The organism is Mucilaginibacter sp. GW822-FHT03E02, assembly GCF_058801545.1.
On sequence record NZ_JBXANJ010000001.1, the window covers coordinates 1,707,020 to 1,722,615 of the forward strand.

Here is a 15,596-nt window from a genome sequence, read left to right on the forward strand (position 1 = left end):
CTTGCTACTTAAGAAACGTGTTGCGGCAACTGACTCATGTCCATATACGCAAACTCCCATAGGTGGCCGTCAAGATCCTGGAAACCCCAACCGTACATCCAGCCATGGTCTTGCTTGTCGTTTGGTGTGGTGGCGCCGGCGGCAACTGCTTTGGCTATCATTTCATCAACAGCCTGGCGGCTATCTAAAGAGATGCAGTTGATGGCTTCGGTTACTTTGGTAGCATCAGCTATATCTTTTTTGGTAAAAGTTTTAAAAAAAGGCTCGGTTATCAGCATAAAGAAAATGGTATCGCTTATTACCAATGAGCCGGCTGCTTCGTTGGTAAATTGCGGGTTGAAGGTATAGCCCAGGCTGGTAAAAAATTCGATGGATTTTTTAAGATCTTTAACAGGAAGGTTTACAAAAATTTGTGTTGCCATGATAGTTTGTTTTTAATGGTTATGATACAAATGTAGCCCCCCAATGTTAAAGTAATGCGGTGCAGATACGACAATTAAAGGGTGTTTATTCCCCGCCTGTATTAAGCTGTTTTTTTACTCTGGCCGGCAGCTTATCAGCTATAAGCCGGTACGATTGTTTGATATAAAACTCCCAGGCCTTATGGCTAAGGCAATTAATATCGGCTATATGCACCCATTTATAGCGGCCGATATAAGCTTGTGGCGAAAAGCATTCCTTTTGAAGGGTTTCTTCAAAGTCCTCATCCGGCACTTTAACCGATGCTGTTACCGGCACCGAATCGGGCCCTGTAAACAGGAAAGTTTTACCGCCAACGTTAAAACACAGGTGGTGATCCAGTTTGATATCTTCGGTAACACCGGACAATTGATGGCAAATCGATTGAAGGGTTTCTATTGTCATGGTGCGATGTTAATCTGTATCATAATTATATTTTACAAACCTCTGCTTGCCGAAAGCTTGTTTGTGGTACACATTTTTAGTATACTTTTTACCTTCCTCAACACTATCATAGGATATCCCGGCATCACGATGCAGCACAAAGTCTTTCTTTACCAAATCATATTTAAAAGTAGTGAACCGGTTCCAGCGGTAGCGGCTGCCGCCATAATATTCCAGCGAAAAATACCGGCCTTTAATGGTTATCCCTTCAAACGGATCGCCAAACATGCCGCCGCAGCCTTTACAAAGCACCACGCTATCGTTGCGCGCATAAAGCAATAAACTGCCATCTTTTTTACTCAAAAGTATCAACAGCGGCCTTGCCGTTTGGGCACTATCTGTTTCTTGGTTGTTTTTTAAAGCTAATACAATATCGGGGTAGGTATCCTGGTTAAGATCGCCGGTTTCATAGGCCAAAACAGCATAGTCCTTCGGTATAAACGGCCTCAGCTTAGCCGAGACAATCTTTTTTGATTGAGCGAAAATTGAATTAACTATTATCAATAACGCGAATAATATAAGTAGCTTTTTCATCTTATTTTTTATACAATTCAATTTTCCGGCCGTCGGGGTCAATAACAACGCTCATAAAGCCAAATGCTGTGGATACCGGCTGGGCTGCAAATACAATGTTATTCTCCTTTAGCAAATCAATGGTGGTATCAAAATCATCAATCTCAAAACCTAAGCGCAAGCTTTTATCCGCTTCGGTTTGGCTTTTTGTAAGTGGATAAATTTCTATAACGGTTTCACCAACGGTAGATGAATAATGATAGGGAGAGTCACCGTGGCTATGGTAATCAAAAACGAAACCCAACCATGTATAAAAACAGGCAAGCCGCTCCATATCGCCTGTTCTGATCACCAGTAGCTTTATTTTCAAAACATAAAAGTTTATTATCTAATTTAATAAACCAGGTTAACGTATCCCCACAGTAAAAAGCCAAAGGCACCGATAGAAATTAGCAACAATACGTTACTCCAACGCACCAGTTTATGATTCTCCGGCTTGTATCTAAAGAACCAAATGGTAAAAGCACTGCGTAAGGTATGTTTGCTCTGATTGTCAAAATCAGACCTATTAAAAAAACGATTCTCAAATCCAATCACAGGAAAGCCCGTGTCATTTTCAAGATTATAAATTTCACTATTAATACACATCCTGATCAAAAATGCAGATACCCATATGCCAATAAACACAATATAATACCTAATAAAAAAAGCTAAGATGGGTTTATATAATACCATTTTGGGTCGGCCGTTTATATACAAAACCTTTTTTACTGCATATAATTTATTCCCTAAATAAAGTTCTTCGGTTTCTTCCAGTAATTTTTTGTTCCTGTTAAACAGTTTCCACAAACCTATCCGCTCATTGTTCTTGTAAATCCCAGCACGATAGTACACCTTACCATAGGGCTCTATCCAAAAGCCCTGACGTGAGCACGTACTATCGGTTCGGTTCACTATTTTGTCTTCTATCTTTTCAAAAGTTTGGCACCGACCTTCATAAAGCGTATCTGTCTTTAAATATTCTATCTTATCAACATATGATGTATCATTTCGAATTATCATTTTCTCTTTATACGGTAAAGTATCTTTGCCGTTAATCATAAACTTTTGTCCGTAAGCAAAAATAGACTGCATTAGAAATACAAAGACAATAAGAAGTCTTAAAATGTTTACCAATGCAAATCGGTTCTTAGTAAAAACGATAATAGGGTTATTCTTCACCACCCAAACTATTTAGCATCTCCACGAACCTTTCCGTTGGCGTAAACTGAATGGTGTTATCTTCAACCTTATAAGGCAGGTTTTCCAGCTGCCCGCCCTTATACCAAAAAAGATCGGGACTAAGGGAGCCCGGCCCCTCCTGGTACATTCCGCTAATTATTGGGATAAGTTTAGTTATTATATTAACAACTCCAATATTTTCAATAGGATACAAAATTACCGCATGCCTGTGCGGTACCCCAACAAGGGAGCCATAAGTACCGGTTAGCTGCGAATGATCCCCGATGTTCAACAGGATGTTAGGAGTAAAAAAGTGTTCGCCGGCAACAACCCAGAGTGCAAAATCGTCCAATAACTCTTTCGAAATTCGGTTTTCATACTTTCCTTTAATATTTTGTGTGCCAAGATCAAGTAATTCTTCGTAGGTTTTACCCCACTTATCAGCCTGGTCGGGTTTTATGGTGGCTACACTTTCAGGCTGGTCGAATACCAGCGTAGCATAAAGGCCATCGGCCAGACTCTTGCCCACTGTGTTCTCTCGGCCTATATGAGCAATATAATCGTCTGCATACAGGCGGATAGCGATGTATTGTTTTACCTTTTCAAAGTCACCTATTATGTCTTCGAATTCCTTATTTTGTCGATATATCCTGATCATGGAATCAAAATGCGCGGCAACTATATTTTTATAATTTTCAGGTTTATTCTGCTTACAATTCTGCGCTAAGTTTAACAAACCCAAAACACCAAAACCAAAATCATTGGCGCCGGTGGCTAAAGCGCCCTCCTCAATGGTATAGGTAACATTTTTTTTATAAAAGTATTTTTCGATGGCGGTTATAAATTCGCTATACTCAGCCTTATTAAAAAAGGAAGCCCATTCCGGCACCTCCAGGTTGTTATCCCTGCGCTTAAAAAATGAAAACATTGTGATATAAGTTTATGCTAAAATTGTTTTTTTTGTCATGCCGATGCTTCTTACCCTCTACCCTTTCTTTACCTCCTCATCGAGATATTTTGATGTACCCATTTTGCCTCGTCTTCGGGCGTTACTTTGTCTGCAGAGCTATTTGTCCGGCTGAATGTGGCCTGCGCAAAATGATAAGGCTCGCTATCGTCAAAAAACGGGCCGACAACACCCAGCATCCATCCATTTTTTGCGGCCCAGTGAGGGGCATCAACCCGATATTTAAACACCTCATAATGTACAAAATTGTCGTTTCCGTCGAAATCAATTGTTACCCGTTTTATATGTTCAATTTCATCGGGGCAGGCGTCGAGCTCCGTCGGAAACTCGAGCCAGACTGCCAGAGCGCTTTCTGCACCCTTTAAAAGGGTAAAATATTCTGCGGGGAAAAGCGCGGCCTTATCATATTTTTTTAAAAGATGATAAGCATCATGCCTTGTGAGGATATTTTGGGCAAATGGTAAAATATCATCTGTTGATATCTCGGTTTCGCTGTTCAACTGATCAAAAAGTGGCTGGATCCTGTTAAATCGGAGGCTTTCGAGTTTTTTTCGTTGCGCCTTTACTTTAAAAAAGCGGTAAGCAACAAAAATGATGAGGGCAAAAACAATAGCGCCGATGATGATAAATAGTATTTCCATTTTAGTATGAATATAAATTTAAAAAATGAATAATTTATATCGGGCAAGCATATCTTTCCGCCCAAAAAAAGCATCGCCTTAAACTCCAAAATGCTGGCGGTTTACAATGATATCAACAGACATTAATTACCTTTAAGCGTACATTAAAAACTAAACAAAAGATAAATATGGCTACAGAAAATTTAAAGGATGGAAACGACTGTAAAGTTATCGGTGGAACCCATGCAGGAAAATCCGGCAAAGTTCGTGATATAAACACCAGCAAAACCGGGCACATTACTATTACCGTGGTACAAGAAAACGGCGACCGGTTTAAAACATTAGGAAAAAATGTAGTTGTGGTATCTCAAGAAAATTCCTGAAATATAGACCCAATCCTACCCCATCAACATTTTGACACTCCCCTCACCCATCGTCAATCACAAAATACCTATCTTTGCCCTATTAATTGACGACCCATTATGCTTAAAGGATTTTTTAATGTCCCGGCTCCTGTAAACGAGCCGGTTTTAAACTATGGACCCAGAAGTTTAGAGCGTGTAGCCCTCAAAGCCGCTTTAGACGAGGCCCGCGCACAACAGTTAGATATACCTATGTACATTGGCGCGCAGGAAGTACGCACAGGCACCAAGCTGGAAATTCGCCCACCGCATGATCATAAACACCTGTTAGCTACTTTTAGCGAAGGTGATGCTAACCATGTAACTGCCGCCATTGACGCAGCCCTTGCCGCCAAAGCCGATTGGGAAAATCTGCCCTGGGAGCAACGTGCCGCCATATTTTTAAAAGCTGCCGATTTAATTGCCGGCCCGTACCGTGCTGCCATCAACGCGGCTACCATGCTTGGTCAATCAAAAAATGCCTACCAGGCCGAGATTGATTCGGCTTGCGAGCTGATAGATTTTCTGCGTTTCAACGTGGAGTACATGACCGAAATTTACAAACAACAGCCACCCGTATCGGGCAAAGGCGTTTGGAACCGTTTGGAACAACGCCCGCTTGAAGGCTTTGTGTTTGCTTTAACACCATTCAACTTTACAGCCATCGCTGGTAATTTACCGGCATCGGCCGCTATGATGGGTAACGTGGTGGTTTGGAAACCTGCTTACACGCAGATTTATGCTGCCAACGTGATCATGAAAATATTCAAAGAAGCCGGTGTACCGGCCGGCGTTATCAACCTGATTTACGTTGATGGCCCGGTTGCAGGGGAGGTTATCTTTAATCACCCGGATTTTGCAGGCATCCACTTTACCGGCTCGACCAAGGTTTTCCAAAACATCTGGCAAACTATTGGTACCAACATCCACAAATACAAAACCTACCCACGCATTGTAGGCGAAACCGGTGGTAAAGATTTTGTGCTTGCCCACCCAAGCGCCAATGCCGACGTGGTGAGCACCGCTCTTGTTCGTGGTGCTTTTGAATACCAGGGACAAAAATGCTCTGCCGCTTCAAGGGCTTATATCCCAGCCTCGTTATGGCCAGCGGTAAAGGCTAACATGCAGCGCGATATCACCTCATTTAAAATGGGCCCGGTTGAGGATTTTGAAAACTTTATTAATGCTGTTATAACCGAAGTATCTTTTGATAAACTGGCCAAATACATTGATGCCGCCAAAACAGATGAAGGTGTTGAAGTTGTTGCCGGTGGCAGCTACGATAAAACCAAAGGCTGGTTTGTGGAGCCAACCGTATTAAAAGTTGATGACCCATACTATGTAACCATGTGCGAAGAGCTGTTTGGCCCCGTACTAACCATTTACGTATACGAGGACGATCAATTTGATGAGGTGCTTAATATTGTAGATAAAACATCCATCTACGCCCTTACAGGCTCCATTATCTCGCAGGACCGTTACGCCATTGCCAAAGCAACCCAGCACTTACGCAACGCTGCAGGTAACTTTTACATTAATGATAAACCAACAGGGGCCGTTGTTGGCCAGCAGCCATTTGGCGGCGCAAGGGGATCGGGAACTAATGATAAAGCAGGTTCGATGATCAACCTGTTGCGCTGGGTTTCTCCGCGCACTATCAAAGAAACCTTCGATCCGCCGACGGATTACAGGTATCCGTTTTTGGCTAAGGAATTGTAGAAGAGGCCCCACCCAAACCCTCCCCTGAAGGGAGAGGGCCTTAAAAAGCTAAGAGGTTGTATCTTTCGATGCAGCCTCTTTTTGTTATATCGTATTACGTTTGAATATTGCCGGTGAAAGGCGCCGCTTACTGCAGCTTCTTCAAAATATTTATCCCAACCATATCTACTGTCTCACCGCAGTTTGATAGCACCACTACGGCAAGATTTTTCTCGCGGTTAAAAGCTAAAAACGAACTACTGCCAAACGTACCGCCATTGTGGAAAATGTACTCTACGCCGTTAACGGTGATAATATGCCAGGCCAGGCCCAGTTTAGCGTCTTTTTTAAAAGTTAGCTGGTGGGTTAATTCCATCGCTTTACCCAATTTATCGTCAGGCGGATCCATATTGGCTTTAACATAGGTCAGCAAGTCGTTTACAGATGAATGTAAAGCCCCACAGGGTGCCAGGGCATCAAATTCCCATAAAGGTGTAACATTACCCTCGGCATTATAAACAATCGCTTCACGGGCTTGTAAGGCAATGGTTAAATGCTGTACTGTGCTTTCCATCTTCAATGGCTTACAAATCACATCGGCCACCAGCTGATCGTAAGTTTTACCGCTCACTTGCGCAAGTATGGTCCCTAACAAGCCCACGGCCAAATTGGAATACGCATACTGTTCGCCCGGTACACTATTTAGCTTACAGGTTTTTAGATAAGCAAACAGGAGCTTTTTATTGTATAGTTTATAGGGATTAAGAGGATCGGTGTTGGCGGGCAAATTATCAGGCATCCGTTCCAGGCCGGAAGTGTGGTTGCTTAACATAAGCAGTGTGATACCATTTAAAGCGAGATTAGCCGCCACAGAATCGGGCAGGTATTTGGTGATAGGGTCACTCAGTTTTAACTTACCTTCGTTTACATAGTAGGCCAAAATAACCGATGTAAAAGTTTTGGTGATCGAACCAATCTCGAAGATGGTATTAGCATTGGGCAAGTTACTTTTGCCTTTCTCAGTTTCGCCATAACCGTAAGTGCTTATGTTATTATCTTTTAAAACACCAATACTCAGGCCGGCGGTATTAGCCTGTTCAATGTAAGGGGAAACAGACTCTGCTACCGCGTTATCTATGATGGTAAGCATTTTGTTTGACGTTGCAGCACGTTCTATCCGGTGGGCAGTAGCCTCTTTAAATGGCTGAAAAAGCAAAATATCAATCTTGTTAGCCTGATCAAGGCCTATCAGCAATTGTAAAGTAATGCTGTTGAATATAACTTTATAGGTAGCTACCTTATTATTTACAAAACTGACGAGCGATGATCCCTTGATTACGCCCAACGGGAACAACTGTTTCTCGCTCACATTCCCAAACGCAGTTCGGCTTAGCTGCGCTTTGAAGCTATCGCCCGCCAGGGCATATATGGAATCGGCCTGTTTGGCATTAAAGTAGCGTTTTACCAAAGCGAATACCGAATCGGTTTTGCGTTGCTGGATGCTTTGGGCAGATGCGGCAGATGAAATTATCGAAAATACGATGAGTATAATTAAACAATGGAGTGTTTTGGATTTCATCTTTAATAGTGTTAATCTATTGTTCGTCAAGTAACATTTGTTGAAAGCCTTCGCTCAGTGGGTCGGTCAGTTTCATAAATCTGCCTTCATTATACGGCCATCTTATCCTATTTATTATAATACCGATTACAGCACCGGTTAGATACGTATAACCTATAAACGCAAACATGTTTCCAGGCTCATTAACAAGGTTTTGAAACTTAACTATAGATGTGGCTATCAGCAGGATGCTTATGCCCAACCATAAATAAGCCCCCAGAATTATGCCGCCATCAGTGATGCAATATAACCACAAGCCTTTTTTGCGTATCTCATCCCACTGTTTAACAAAATTGATATTATAAATATCATCCGGCGTAAGGCCTTTGGCTTTTAAGCGATTGATGTAAGATTGCTTTGCTTCGTAATGATAATAATCACGGGCTATAGATAACAGGAAAAAAAACGGTATATATAACGAATGACCAAAGTATGCCAACACTAAAACAAAAGGAAGAGCAATAATGGAGCTTTTATAATTCGATCTTATAAATGATTTTAGCAGATCCCCCTTCATTTTTTAAGGTCGTTACGGTGTTTGTCCGGCCAGCAGGTACAGCACCGCCATCCTTACGGCCACACCATTCTCTACCTGGTCTAATATAATAGATTGTTTGCTATCTGCTACGTCACTCGTAATTTCCACTCCCCTATTGATAGGGCCGGGATGCATTACGGTGATCTCCTTATCTAACGAATCAAGTATCGTTTTATTGAGCCCGAAAAGCATGGTATATTCCCTTAAGGATGGGAAATACTTAATATCCTGGCGCTCCAACTGAATGCGCAGCATGTTGGCCACATCGCACCAGTTTAGGGCCTTGATCAGGTTATGCTCCACTTTAACACCTAATGAGCCAATATATTTAGGGATCAACGTAGTGGGCCCGCAAACCATTACCTCGGCACCTAATTGTTTAAGGCAAAGGATGTTTGATAGGGCAACCCTTGAGTGCAAAATATCGCCCACAATTACCACCTTTTTGCCGGCAACATCGCCATATTTTTCACGGATCGAGAAGGCATCAAGTAAAGCCTGGGTGGGATGCTCATGGGCGCCATCGCCGGCATTTACTATCTGGGCTTTTACATGTTTAGACAAGAAGATGCCGGCACCCGCATACGGATGGCGCATTACCACCATATCTACCTTCATCGCCAGGATGTTGTTTACCGTATCTATCAAGGTTTCGCCCTTACTTACCGACGAAGATGATGCCGCGAAGTTCACCACATCTGCCGAAAGGCGCTTCTCTGCCAGCTCAAACGACAAACGGGTACGGGTAGAGTTTTCAAAAAATATATTGGCAATGGTTACATCGCGCAAAGAAGGCACTTTCTTTATCGGTCGGTTTAAAACGGATTTAAAGGTATCAGCCGTTTCAAATATCAACTCGATATCTGCCCGGTTTAAATCTTTTATGCCTAATAAATGCCTTGTGCTTAGTCCTGCCATGGTGTTTTAATAATATCGAACACTGAATATCGAATGTCGAATAATGAAGTAATTTTAAATTAAGAAGTACTCGTATTATTCGGCATTAGTAAGTCTCGTTATTGTGGTTTTATATTGTTTTTCTTAGCTGTCTCTATACTTTTTACAAAAACTGCAGTTAGTTGATTACATTCATTTATTGCAATAGCTGTATTTTCAACGTCATGCATCCCCCGTCTTCTAATAATCTTAAGTGAAATCATGGATTCTCTCAATTCTTTAAGAATGACCTTCATTTTATGAATGAAATCATTTCTTGATTCTGCCGATTGAGCTTCGCCATAATTTAGCGCCGGGGAACATCCTGATCGAACCAATTGACCGGCTATATAATTACCGAGCCTCGTATTTGGTAGTGCCTCGACAATGTCGGCTATAAGAACTGCGAAATCGATGAGTCGTTCCTCTAAATCATACTTAACGTTACTCATTTATTTCAAAATTCTTATTTTTTTCATTATTCGACATTCGATATTCAGTGTTCGATATTATTTCTATTCTCTTTCTGATATCAAAACTATCTTATCCTCGCCATCAGTGTCTTTCCAGCTTACCACTACTTTTTGACTCGCAATTGAATCTACCTCTATCCCCACATAATCTGCCGCTACTGGTATATGTCTTGAATATCGCCGGTCAACCAGTGCCAGCAATTCTACCTTCTCAGGCCGGCCAAATGCCTGCATGGCATCCATTGCTGCGCGGATGGTACGGCCAGTCCACAGTACATCGTCCATCATGATCACTTTTTTGCCTTCGATGATAAAATCTATTTTGGTTTGATTGGGCACCAATGGCGATCCCTGGCGGCGAAAATCGTCGCGGTAAAAGGTGATATCAAGGTCGCCCTGCATAATTTTACTTTCGGGGAGGATCTTGCGGAGCTCTTCGGCAACACGGCGGGCCAGGTAAATGCCCCTTGGCTGAATACCAATCAATACCGAACCCGAAAAATCGTTATGATTTTCAATTAGCTGGCGGCATAAACGTTGTATGGTGATCTGAAATTTCTGTCCGTCGAGCAGCGTTAGATTTTGCATCGTATGGGTGGATTTGGGCAAAAATAGTAAATAGTTTTGAAAGCCCCCTCTAAATCTCTCCCGGAAGGGGAGACTTTTTTAGATCATGGCAAATTTTTTCCCTGGGTATAAAAAGGATTATTTACTTGCTAAATCCTTCAAAGCTACCATTGCCCGTTCTGCATCCTTTTTAGCTACAAAAATATGGTCGTGATAATAGGCGGCAACTACATTACAGCTTATTCCTTCTTTGGCCAAGGCGGCGGCAAAAGCGGCGGTAAGTCCGGTGGCTTCTAATGACGAATGGATGGTTAGTGTAATCCAGGCGGCAATGTATTCGTATTTTAAACGCAGCTGATCGGCAATTTCCTTTTTAAGGATAACTGTAACGGCCTCCTCTTCTTTAAAAATACCAAAAACATTTTTTATATCAATAGTATCAATATCGGTAACCGTGCAATAAACATAATCACCTTCATTCAGTAAAGGCGTCATATTTCTCAATAGGTTGTCGAGGTTGGTTTCTCCGGCCATGTCTTAAGTTATTTTATATAGTTAATATAAATACCAATCCATTTGATCGGCTTTTAAAGCAGTCTTTATCCAATCGTCAAAAGATGAATATTCTTTATTGGAGGGATAATTATTATGCAATTGAAGTGCATTCCAGGTAAGGTGTACCACATAAACCTTGTTATCTGTAATGTCGATGAACAATGTATCATCGTTATCATGCCGCCTCATTATCAACTTTAAGTTTTTTAGTTTGTAAAAAAGCGGATGACCAGTTATAACTTCTTTATTTAGCTGCGCTAACAGATCTTTTCTTTCGTTGTCGCTGACCGTTTCCCAAGGTTTAATACTGAGATATTTTGTTGGGATACTTGTGGTAAGCCAAACATTATCACTTGTTTGATAAAATATCCAACCATCTTCTTCCAGCCACTTAGCATCAATCTCTACCAATATCGGTTGTCCGTGACGTTTACCAACAGACATGGCAATTTCCTTATCAGACGAGAGGTGTACAAATTGGCGCTGCATGGTAAGCAGGCCATTCTGTGTAATTGCTACTACCTTATTTAATGATGTGCCATGATAAAGCAATGCAGGCGGCTTAACAGCCTTTTCGTCTAAAATCACTTCAATGGAATGGCCGTGTGTTGCCCTTATCTTACTGCCATCATCACTAAACTCCCACCTCACTTTATCAAATGATTTGCTTAGCTCCACAATTTCGGCATGAGTAAAAACCTGCCCCTTCGTGGCGAGTGCTTTAATCAGTTCATCAACTGATGCCCAGCCAAAATCATCAATGCTGAGGTTGCCATCTTCGGGGTGATGCCTAAGCCAGTAGCTGATGAGTTTACTGGTGTGTTTTGTATCCTGCATGGTATTATTATACGATAGTAGACAAAGAGCATATCTGCCAGTGAATACTAAAAAGTTATCAAGGTTAATTATTAGAAGTATTTATTAAATTGAGTATACGGATCAATAAGTTTTAATCCTTTGATACCCTTAAAGTCGCTTACATTATGAGTTATTAAATGAAGCTTCATTATTACAGCAGTAGCTGCTATAATTGCATCGGGAAGTTTAATCCTATATTTTCTTCTGATTTCAATTGTTTTTGAAACGATATCATCATCAAGTTTGATAACATATGCCTCATCAACAAATGCAAGTATTTGTTCGGGCACATCCGAAATACTTAAAAGTTCAATTTTGTTGATTATCGAGATTTGCGGGAATGAATCTATAATAGCGGATAATTGTTCGTAAGCTTTTTCAGGAAGTTTCAATGCCGAAAAATCAATTATTACGTTTGTATCTAATAGGTATTCCTGTCCCATTCGTTACGTATTTGATTTAATTCGGCTTGCATCGCATCTGCTTTTTCGGCAGAAATGCTGCCTTTTAATAGGGCAGATAGTTTTGGAGTTTTTTTGACATCGTGGCTAACTACCTGTATCAGATCCAACGCTTCAAGATCTTCTATGAGCTTAAGCGTTTTATCATCTTTTACTTTTATGGTGAGTGTAGTCATTATTGTTTTGTGTTAATCAAATTTACAATATTCTGTAAACAAATTCTTTTATTTTTTGATCATACAAAAAAAGCCCTTCCAATTTCTCGGAAAGGCTTAAGAATATTACGTCAGTTAAGCTTATGCTTCTTCGCCTTCAGATTCTTTTTTAGCGGCAGGGGCTGGCGCAGCTTTGCGGGCTTTGCTTTCAGCACCTTCCATTTGCTCTTTTAACTGAGCTAATACGCTAAGGTCGCCTAAAGTTGATTTTTCAACTGATTCTTTCACTTTTTTAACCGCATTGCTGGCAGATTTTGCCTCTTTTTTGCGGTTTTCAAATTCCTGAACACGAGCGTCAGCGCGAGCTTCTTCCCATATACGTGAGTGTGAAATTACGATACGTTTGTTTTCTTTGTTAAATTCAATGATCTTGAATTCAGCAGCTTCTTCAGCTTTAACGCTTTTGCCGTCTTCTTTAACCAGGTGTTTGGTTGGCGCAAAGCCTTCAACACCGTAAGGTAAAGCTACGATAGCACCTTTGTCGGTTACTTTTAACACGGTACCTTCATGTATTGAATCAATAGTGAAGATGGTTTCAAAAGTATCCCAAGGGTTTTCTTCAAGCTGTTTGTGGCCTAAGCTTAATTTACGGTTATCGATGTCAAGTTCCAAAACAACCACGTTTAATTTTTCACCAACTTTAGTGAATTCATTAGGGTGGTTAACTTTTTTAGACCATGATAAGTCGCTGATGTGGATTAAGCCGTCAATTCCGTCTTCCAGTTCAACAAACACACCAAAGTTGGTCATGTTTTTAACTGTAGCAACGTGAGTTGTGCCGATAGCGTATTTCTCGCCAGCGTTTTGCCATGGATCAGGAGTTAATTGTTTAACACCTAAGCTCATTTTGCGTTCGTCGCGGTCAAGTGTTAACACTTGTGCTTCAATCTCGTCACCAACTTTCAGGAATTCCTGAGGGTTGCGTAAGTTTTGTGACCATGACATTTCTGATACGTGGATTAAACCTTCAACACCAGGGATGATTTCAAGGAATGCACCGTAATCAGCAACAGTAACAATACGTCCTTTTACTTTCGAGCCTACAACGATGTTTTCGTCAAGCGACTGCCAAGGGTGTGGAGTTAATTGTTTTAAGCCCAGAGCAATACGTTTTTTCTCGTCATCAAAATCAAGCACAACAACGTTGATTTTTTGATCCAATGCAAGAATTTCGCGCGGATGCTCAATACGGCCCCATGAAATATCAGTAATGTGTAATAAACCATCAACACCACCAAGGTCAATAAATACACCAAAGTCTGTAATGTTTTTAACAGTACCTTCCAATACCTGACCTTTTTCAAGGCGGGCAACGATTTCTGTTTTTTGGTTTTCCAAATCGTCTTCAATCAGCACTTTGTGCGATACCACTACGTTTTTAAACTCGTGGTTGATTTTAACAACTTTGAATTCCATTGTTTTACCAACGTACACATCGTAATCCCTGATAGGTTTAATATCGATTTGTGAACCTGGTAAGAAGGCTTCAACGCCCATGATATCAACAATTAAACCACCTTTAGTTCTGCTCTTAACAAAACCAGTGATGATTTCATCATTATCAAGTGCTGAATTAATGCGCTCCCATGATTTTTGAGTTTTTGCACGTTTACGTGAAAGTACTAACTGACCGTTAGCATCTTCTTGTGACTCTACAAATACGTCAACTGTGTCACCGATCTTCAGATCAGGTGTATCACGGAATTCTGATACTGAAACTAAACCGTCTGATTTAAATCCTACGTTTAATACTACATCTTTGTTGTTAACATTAACAACAGTACCGGTGATGATTTCGCCTTTGGTGATAGAACTGAAAGTTCCATCATACAATTTCTCAAATTTTTCACGGTCGCTATCGCTGTAGTTACCAAACTTTTTGTCATCTGCATCCCAGTCGAAATCTTCGCTCGGTGTAGCTGCAATTTTAGATTTGATCTCTTCGATCGAGATTGAATCAGCTTCTGATTCAATAGTTTCTTTTTCGCCAGATGCGGTAACTGTACCCAGTTCAGCTTCTTTCGCTTTTAATTCTTTTTCTGCTTCTTGTTTTTTTGCCATTAAATAATTTATCTCCTTTTCCCAATTTGTTAATTGGGACTGCAAAGGTACAGACATATTTTTATTTAAAAAAGAATTATTTAATGTTAATTGCTGATAATTAGGCAGTTTTTGGGAAGATGATGCGTGTTTTGAAGTAAAGTCTAATATATTGAAGCTATTGCTTTACCTAAGCGCTCTGCATCAGTTGATTATACCGGTTATAATTTTGCCTGAATCTCGACAAAAATCGACATAAAGCTATCCAGTAAGTAATCGCGATAGCTACCTAAAACATCATTCATGGCGACTTCCTGCTGCGATGTAAAAGGATCTTTCCAGACGCGCATACAAATCCGCTTTAGTGCATAAGCAATTTGGTGCGTTTCGGCGTAGGTGTGCAGGTATTTGCTTTCTTTAAACTTTTCGTAAAACCTGAAGAATACCGCGGTATGTTCTAATCCCGAAAAAGTTAAAAATTCGTCGATAATTTCTGTTTTACAACCCGATAGATGGTCATAAAACTCATCCACTTTTACTTCGCCGGTTGTTAACAGCAGGTTATCAACAATAAGTTCCAATGCGATATGACCTAAAAAAAATGGCTTAACCGGTGAGCCTTCGATTGCAGGGCGCAGGAGTTTTTTTAACTCATGCGAGTGTGTGATAAAAAAATCAGAAGAGTGAAAATACCTGTCGACAGCCAGGTGTTTATTCCAGCCGACTATAATTGAATTAACATCGTTATCAGGGTGTTGCAGCTTTTCGGGGTGCAGAATAATTTGTTTATCGGCATTTTTCAGCAAGTCGGGCAGCACCGTTCCCAATACGTGGTAACAATTACTGGTATCCCTGTCGAAATAATAATGTGATAAAAAATTCATAAGCCTTGAGCTGCAAAATACCCCGTTTTGCTCAAGATACAAAGAATAAGTAATTATTTGAAATAGAATTTACCTGTAGTTAACTATGTTACAAATCATGAATTGCCATCCATTCACGCATATTCTGC

The 15,596-nt window shown here is 40.8% G+C and carries 20 protein-coding genes; 2 read left to right on the forward strand and 18 right to left on the reverse strand.

Annotated features, from left to right (window positions below; all coding sequences use genetic code 11):
- Positions 1-8: 8 nt before the first annotated feature.
- The 7 genes from AC1RM2_RS07010 to AC1RM2_RS07040 all read right to left on the reverse strand — a co-directional run bounded on the left by AC1RM2_RS07010 (position 9) and on the right by AC1RM2_RS07040 (position 4,245).
- A complete protein-coding gene (locus tag AC1RM2_RS07010) occupies positions 9-422 on the reverse strand; it encodes a VOC family protein (RefSeq protein WP_492984276.1) in 414 nt (137 codons plus the stop codon).
- Between the two features lie 85 nt (positions 423-507).
- Positions 508-864 carry an MmcQ/YjbR family DNA-binding protein gene (locus tag AC1RM2_RS07015; protein WP_492984277.1) on the reverse strand — a complete coding sequence of 119 codons (357 nt, stop codon included), beginning with the start codon at positions 862-864 and terminating at the stop codon, positions 508-510.
- A 9-nt stretch (positions 865-873) separates the two neighbouring features.
- Entirely contained in the window at positions 874-1,437 is a 564-nt protein-coding gene (locus tag AC1RM2_RS07020; protein ID WP_492984278.1) for a hypothetical protein, read from the reverse strand.
- 1 nt (position 1,438) lies between these two features.
- Positions 1,439-1,786, reverse strand: coding sequence for a VOC family protein (locus AC1RM2_RS07025; RefSeq protein WP_492984279.1), 348 nt, complete (start codon positions 1,784-1,786; stop codon positions 1,439-1,441).
- Positions 1,787-1,809: 23 nt separating this feature from the next.
- Complete coding sequence (locus tag AC1RM2_RS07030) at positions 1,810-2,637, reverse strand: hypothetical protein (protein ID WP_492984280.1); 828 nt, start codon at positions 2,635-2,637, stop codon at positions 1,810-1,812.
- Positions 2,627-3,565 carry a DUF1444 domain-containing protein gene (locus tag AC1RM2_RS07035; protein ID WP_492984281.1) on the reverse strand — a complete coding sequence of 313 codons (939 nt, stop codon included), beginning with the start codon at positions 3,563-3,565 and terminating at the stop codon, positions 2,627-2,629. The genes AC1RM2_RS07030 and AC1RM2_RS07035 overlap by 11 nt, the downstream gene beginning before the upstream one ends.
- 68 nt (positions 3,566-3,633) lie before the next feature.
- Complete coding sequence (locus AC1RM2_RS07040) at positions 3,634-4,245, reverse strand: hypothetical protein (RefSeq protein ID WP_492984282.1); 612 nt, start codon at positions 4,243-4,245, stop codon at positions 3,634-3,636.
- 167 nt (positions 4,246-4,412) lie between these two features.
- Here AC1RM2_RS07040 and AC1RM2_RS07045 point away from each other — a divergent pair, with 167 nt between their 5' ends.
- Positions 4,413-4,607, forward strand: a complete 195-nt coding sequence (locus AC1RM2_RS07045; protein WP_492984283.1) for a KOW motif-containing protein — start codon at positions 4,413-4,415, stop codon at positions 4,605-4,607.
- Between the two features lie 99 nt (positions 4,608-4,706).
- Positions 4,707-6,344: an L-glutamate gamma-semialdehyde dehydrogenase gene (pruA, locus tag AC1RM2_RS07050; protein WP_492984284.1), complete on the forward strand. Its 1,638-nt coding sequence runs from the start codon at positions 4,707-4,709 to the stop codon at positions 6,342-6,344.
- 127 nt (positions 6,345-6,471) lie between these two features.
- Here pruA and AC1RM2_RS07055 read toward each other — a convergent pair whose 3' ends face one another.
- The 11 genes from AC1RM2_RS07055 to AC1RM2_RS07105 all read right to left on the reverse strand — a co-directional run bounded on the left by AC1RM2_RS07055 (position 6,472) and on the right by AC1RM2_RS07105 (position 15,468).
- Positions 6,472-7,902 (reverse strand): serine hydrolase domain-containing protein, encoded by a 1,431-nt coding sequence (locus AC1RM2_RS07055; RefSeq protein WP_492984285.1) that lies wholly within the window; start codon positions 7,900-7,902, stop codon positions 6,472-6,474.
- Positions 7,903-7,918: 16 nt separating this feature from the next.
- A complete protein-coding gene (locus AC1RM2_RS07060; RefSeq protein ID WP_492984286.1) occupies positions 7,919-8,458 on the reverse strand; it encodes a hypothetical protein in 540 nt (179 codons plus the stop codon).
- Between the two features lie 12 nt (positions 8,459-8,470).
- Positions 8,471-9,397, reverse strand: coding sequence for an aspartate carbamoyltransferase catalytic subunit (locus AC1RM2_RS07065; protein WP_090467170.1), 927 nt, complete (start codon positions 9,395-9,397; stop codon positions 8,471-8,473).
- 98 nt (positions 9,398-9,495) lie between these two features.
- The gene (locus AC1RM2_RS07070; protein ID WP_492984287.1) at positions 9,496-9,867 is read right to left on the reverse strand and encodes a four helix bundle protein; all 372 of its coding nucleotides are present in this window, start codon (positions 9,865-9,867) and stop codon (positions 9,496-9,498) included.
- Positions 9,868-9,930: 63 nt separating this feature from the next.
- Positions 9,931-10,476, reverse strand: a complete 546-nt coding sequence (pyrR, locus tag AC1RM2_RS07075; protein ID WP_439698687.1) for a bifunctional pyr operon transcriptional regulator/uracil phosphoribosyltransferase PyrR — start codon at positions 10,474-10,476, stop codon at positions 9,931-9,933.
- A gap of 117 nt (positions 10,477-10,593) precedes the next feature.
- A complete protein-coding gene (locus AC1RM2_RS07080; protein ID WP_492984288.1) occupies positions 10,594-10,989 on the reverse strand; it encodes an ACT domain-containing protein in 396 nt (131 codons plus the stop codon).
- A gap of 21 nt (positions 10,990-11,010) precedes the next feature.
- Complete coding sequence (locus tag AC1RM2_RS07085) at positions 11,011-11,847, reverse strand: RNA 2'-phosphotransferase (protein ID WP_492984289.1); 837 nt, start codon at positions 11,845-11,847, stop codon at positions 11,011-11,013.
- A gap of 71 nt (positions 11,848-11,918) precedes the next feature.
- Entirely contained in the window at positions 11,919-12,311 is a 393-nt protein-coding gene (locus tag AC1RM2_RS07090; protein ID WP_492984290.1) for a type II toxin-antitoxin system VapC family toxin, read from the reverse strand.
- Complete coding sequence (locus AC1RM2_RS07095; protein WP_492984291.1) at positions 12,290-12,505, reverse strand: hypothetical protein; 216 nt, start codon at positions 12,503-12,505, stop codon at positions 12,290-12,292. Before AC1RM2_RS07095 ends, AC1RM2_RS07090 begins: the two co-directional genes overlap by 22 nt.
- A 120-nt stretch (positions 12,506-12,625) precedes the next feature.
- Complete coding sequence (gene rpsA, locus AC1RM2_RS07100) at positions 12,626-14,605, reverse strand: 30S ribosomal protein S1 (RefSeq protein ID WP_090646178.1); 1,980 nt, start codon at positions 14,603-14,605, stop codon at positions 12,626-12,628.
- 200 nt (positions 14,606-14,805) lie between these two features.
- The gene (locus AC1RM2_RS07105) at positions 14,806-15,468 is read right to left on the reverse strand and encodes an ACP phosphodiesterase (protein WP_492984292.1); all 663 of its coding nucleotides are present in this window, start codon (positions 15,466-15,468) and stop codon (positions 14,806-14,808) included.
- Between the last annotated feature and the right edge of the window lie 128 nt (positions 15,469-15,596).